The sequence below is a fragment of the Saccharopolyspora sp. genome (assembly GCF_017434145.1).
GTDB classification, from domain to species: domain Bacteria; phylum Actinomycetota; class Actinomycetes; order Mycobacteriales; family Pseudonocardiaceae; genus Saccharopolyspora_C; species Saccharopolyspora_C galaxeae.
Map to the genome: position 1 here is coordinate 1 of NZ_JAFRFW010000572.1, position 4,310 is coordinate 4,310.

At 70.2% G+C, this 4,310-nt stretch carries 4 protein-coding genes and 1 pseudogene; all 5 read left to right on the top strand.

Annotation, left to right across the window (positions count from 1 at the left end):
• Positions 1 to 270, top strand: a pseudogene (locus IJH84_RS15810) (hypothetical protein); the annotation flags it as partial.
• Positions 270 to 467 carry an MbtH family protein gene (locus IJH84_RS15815; protein ID WP_295145783.1) on the top strand — a complete coding sequence of 66 codons (198 nt, stop codon included), beginning with the start codon at positions 270 to 272 and terminating at the stop codon, positions 465 to 467. The pseudogene IJH84_RS15810 and the gene IJH84_RS15815, both read left to right, overlap by 1 nt.
• 13 nt (positions 468 to 480) lie before the next feature.
• Positions 481 to 1,902: a DHA2 family efflux MFS transporter permease subunit gene (locus tag IJH84_RS15820; RefSeq protein ID WP_295145784.1), complete on the top strand. Its 1,422-nt coding sequence runs from the start codon at positions 481 to 483 to the stop codon at positions 1,900 to 1,902.
• 130 nt (positions 1,903 to 2,032) lie between these two features.
• The gene (locus IJH84_RS15825; RefSeq protein ID WP_200070862.1) at positions 2,033 to 2,869 is read left to right on the top strand and encodes a siderophore-interacting protein; all 837 of its coding nucleotides are present in this window, start codon (positions 2,033 to 2,035) and stop codon (positions 2,867 to 2,869) included.
• 63 nt (positions 2,870 to 2,932) lie between these two features.
• Positions 2,933 to 4,276, top strand: a complete 1,344-nt coding sequence (locus IJH84_RS15830; protein ID WP_295145787.1) for a lysine N(6)-hydroxylase/L-ornithine N(5)-oxygenase family protein — start codon at positions 2,933 to 2,935, stop codon at positions 4,274 to 4,276.
• Positions 4,277 to 4,310 lie beyond the last annotated feature (34 nt).

The window sequence follows — 4,310 nt, forward strand, 5'->3', positions numbered from 1 at the left end:
CTGACCGATTCGGAACGGCTGGCCGACCCGGAGCGGCTGGCCGACTCGGAACCGCCCGCCGCGCCGCCGCAGACCGATCCCGCCGGGCCGTGGCAAGGCGACGAGCCCGTTTCGCCGCAGCAAGGCGGCAACCCCGTCTCGCCGCGGCAACGCAACAACACCGCGTCGCAGCGGCAAGGCGGCGACCCCGCCCGGCCGCAGCGCAACGACCGTCCCGCCGCGCCGCAGCAAGACGCAGCAACGCCGCCGCAGCCAAGGAGTCCGCGCTGATGACCAACCCGTTCGACGACCCCGACGGAACCTTCTACGCCCTGGTCAACGACGAGGACCAGTACTCGCTGTGGCCCGCCCGCATCGAGATCCCGGCGGGCTGGTCGATCGCGCACGGACCGGCGCCCAGACCCGAATGCCTCGAACACATCGAGGTGCATTGGACCGACATCCGCCCAGCCCGCAACGGCGCGTGAACCAGGACCGGCAGTGCGCTTGAACGACCCGAAGATCGCGGTGTGCGTCGTCTACGTCGCCGCGATGTTCATGAACGGCATGGACGCCACCATCGTCAACGTGGCGTTGCCCGCGATCGGCGACGAGTTCGCCGTGCCGCCGAGCGCGACCAGCGCGATCAACGTGGGCTACCTCGTCAGCCTCGCGGTGTGCATTCCGATGTCCGGGTGGCTGGGGGACCGGTTCGGCACGAAGAAGGTCTTCCTCGGCGCGTTCGGCGCGTTCGTGCTGGCCTCCGCGCTGTGCGGGGCGGCGCAGGACCTCACCCAGCTCACCGCGGCCCGCGTGCTGCAAGGCGCGGGCGGCGGGGTGCTGAGCCCGGTCGCGCTGACCATGCTGTTCCGCGCCTACCCGCCGCAGGAGCGGATCCGGTTGTCCGGCGTGCTCGTGATCCCGACCGCGATCGCGCCCGCGCTCGGGCCGGTGCTCGGCGGGTTGTTCGTGGAGCACTTGACCTGGCGGTGGGGCTTCTTCGTGAACGTGCCGGTCGGGGTGCTGGCGCTGATCTACGGCGCGGTCAAGCTGACCGAGCACGTGGAGTCGGTGCACAAGCGGTTCGACGTGCTCGGGTTCGCGCTGGCCGCGCCGGGCCTGGGGCTGCTGATGTACGCGCTGGACACGGTTTCCGCGCACGGTTTCACCTCGCCGCAATTCCTGGTCTGCGGTGTGGCCGGGCTGGTCTGCCTGCTGGTGCTGGTCCTGGCGCAGCTGCGCACCCGGCAGCCGATGCTGGACGTGCGGCTGTTCGCGGATGCGTCGTTCCGCCGGGCGAGCCTGATCCTGGCGTTCTGCGTGGCCGGGTTCCTCGGCACGCTCTACGGCTTCACGTTGATGTACCAGTCCGGGATGGGTGCTTCGGCTCAGGAGACCGGGCTGGTCACGTTGCCGAAGGCGATCGGGCTGATGCTGGCTTCGCGGGCGGTGACCTGGGCGCACCCGAAGCTGGGGCCGCGGGTGCTGATCGCGCTGGCGATGCTCGGTGCCGCGGTGTCGTTCGCGGCGATGAACCTGGTGACCGGGCCGGTCTCGGCCTCGGTCGTGCAGTTCACCTCGGGTTTCTTCGTCGGGGCCGGTTCGATCGAACTCCAGGTGGTCGCGTTCGCCACGATCAGCGCGACCGCCACCGGCGGGGCTTCCACGTTGTTCAACGTGCAGCGCCAGGTCGGTTCGGCGCTGGGTGTGGCGGTGACCGCCGGGGTGCTGGCGATCGGCGGAGCGGGTGCGCACGGGTCACTGGGCGCATACCATGCCGCGATGCTGGTGTCGGCGGGGTTTGCGCTGGTCGGAGTGCTGATCGCGCTGCGCATCAAGACCCCGTCCGAGCCGCGGTCCGACGCCGTGACCGGAGCCGGTTCGGGCAGCGGCGCGGGCCCGGTGCCCGCTGGCCGCAACTGATCGGCGCCACCCGGATGTGCGGCGAGGCGAGATCTGGCCCACCGGGGGGAGACATCATCGAAATCTGTAGTTAGGCTAGCCTTAACTAATTGATCCTTCTGGGAACGGTGAGGAAGGAACGCCAGGTCAGATGACGACAGCGGACCGAGCCCGACGCGGCGGCCACCCGCGTCCGCCCACCCGCACGCTGGAAGTGCTGCGGACCGCGGACCTGACGCCGTCGATGCGGCGGATCACCCTCGGCGGCGACGAGATCGCCGGGTTCCGGGACGAGCACACCGGCCCGAACATCAAGGTGTTCGTCCCCCAGCGCGGTCAGCGGCGGCCGGTCCTGCCCGTCTTCGACCACGACGCCGGTAGGCACGTCTGGCCCGAGGCGCACGAGCGCCCGACCATGCGCACCTACACGGTCCGCCGCTACGACGAGGCGCGCGGCGAGCTCGACGTCGATTTCGTGATGCACGGCGAGCACGGCGTGGCCTCCTCCTGGGCGCGCGGAGCCGCCCCGGGCGACTACCTCGGCGTGCAGGGCCCCGGCGGCCGGACGCCGCGCGCGGCCGACTGGTACCTGCTGATCGGCGACGAGACCGCGCTGCCAGCCATTTCGGCGATCATCGAGGGGCTGCCGCTGACCGCCAGCGGCGAGGCGTTCCTGGAGGTCTCCGACAGCGCCGAGCAGCAGCACATCGAATGCCCGCCGAACCTCAACCTGAACTGGCTGCACCGCGACGGCGTGCCCGCGGGCCGCTCGACCAAGCTCGGCGATGCCGTCCGCGAGCTGGACATCCCGCCGCAGCGGGACGTTTCCGCGTGGGTCTCCGGTGAATCCGGGGTGGTCCGCGGCATCCGCAGGCACCTGCGCCGGGACCGCGGGCTCGACGCCGCATCGGTGCTGGCGATCGGCTACTGGAAAGCCGGAATGGTGGAAACCGATTACCACGACCAGTACAACCACGACCGCGACTGAACGGTCTGCGGACCACTCCGTGCCCGCGCGCGAAACCCGCCGGGTACCGGCGAAGGGACAACCGTGTCAACGGCTTCGATCCACTTACAAGGCCCGGTCCACGACGTGCTGGGCGTCGGTTTCGGCCCGTCCAACCTGGCGCTGGCCGTCGCGGTCGAGGAGCACAACCGCCGGTGCGCCGAGCAGGAGCAGCTGACCGCAGGCTTCGTGGAACGCCAGGCGCGGTTCGGCTGGCACCGCGGGATGCTCATCGAGGGCACCACGATGCAGGTCTCGTTCCTCAAGGACCTGGTCACGATGCGGGAGCCGGCCAGCGACTTCTCGTTCCTGTCCTACCTGCACGGCAAGGACCGGCTGGTCGACTTCATCAACCACAAGACGATGTTCCCCACCCGCGTCGAATACCACGACTACCTGGAATGGGCCGCGGGCAGGCTCGAGCACCTGGTGCAGTACGACGCCGAAGTCATCGACGTGCGGCCGGTGCAGCAGGGCGAGCTGTTCGAGGTGCTGGTGCGGCACGGTTCCGGGCAGGTCACCGCGCGGCGGGCGCGCAACGTCGTGGTCGCGGTCGGGCTGGAGGCTAACCTGCCGCCCGGCGCGGAACGCGGCGACCGGGTCTGGCACAACCTCGAACTGCTGCACCGCATCGGCGAACTGGAGGGCGCCGATCCGAAGCGGTTCACCATCGTCGGCGCCGGGCAGAGCGCCGCCGAGGTCACCGATTACCTGCACCGCACTTTCACCGGCGCCGAGGTCTGCTCGGTGTTCGGCCGCTACGGGCACACACCTGCCGATGACAGCCCGTTCGCGAACCGGATCTTCGACCCGGAGGCGGTGGACCACTTCTACAGCTCGCCGACCGGGGTGAAGCAGCTGCTGATGGACTACCACCGGAACACGAACTACTCGGTGGTGGACCTGGAGCTGATCGAGCAGCTCTACGCCCGCGTCTACCAGGAGAAGGTGCAGGGCAAGGAACGGCTGCGGATGCTGAACGCCTCGCGCGTCGTGGACGTCGAGGAAGGCGCGGACGGCGTCGCGGTCACCGTGGAGTTCATGCCCACCGGCGAGCGGATGGTGCTGGACTCGGACGTGCTGGTGTACGCGACCGGCTGCCTGCCGGGCGATCCGGGGCGGGCGCTCGGGCGTACTTGGGACGAGTGCCTGCGCGACGCCGAGGGCCAGGTGCAGGTGGACCGCGACTACCGGGTGCGGACTTCGGACGAGGTGCGCGGCGGGATCTACCTGCAAGGCGGGACCGAGCACACGCACGGGATCACTTCGTCGCTGCTGTCCAACGGCGCGGTCCGCGCGGGCGACATCCGCGATTCGATCCTGCGCCACCGCAACGCGCCGCGTTCCGCGCCGCGGCGGGACTACGCCCTGTCCGGCGATCCCTGCTGATCGCTCGCGGAGCTGATCACTTGCGGGGCTGATC

Coding starts and splice junctions, on each gene's coding strand:
- IJH84_RS15815 (WP_295145783.1), top strand. CDS start 270: ATGACCAACCCGTTCGACGACCCCGACGGAACCTTCTACGCCCTGGTC.
- IJH84_RS15825 (WP_200070862.1), top strand. CDS start 2,033: ATGACGACAGCGGACCGAGCCCGACGCGGCGGCCACCCGCGTCCGCCC.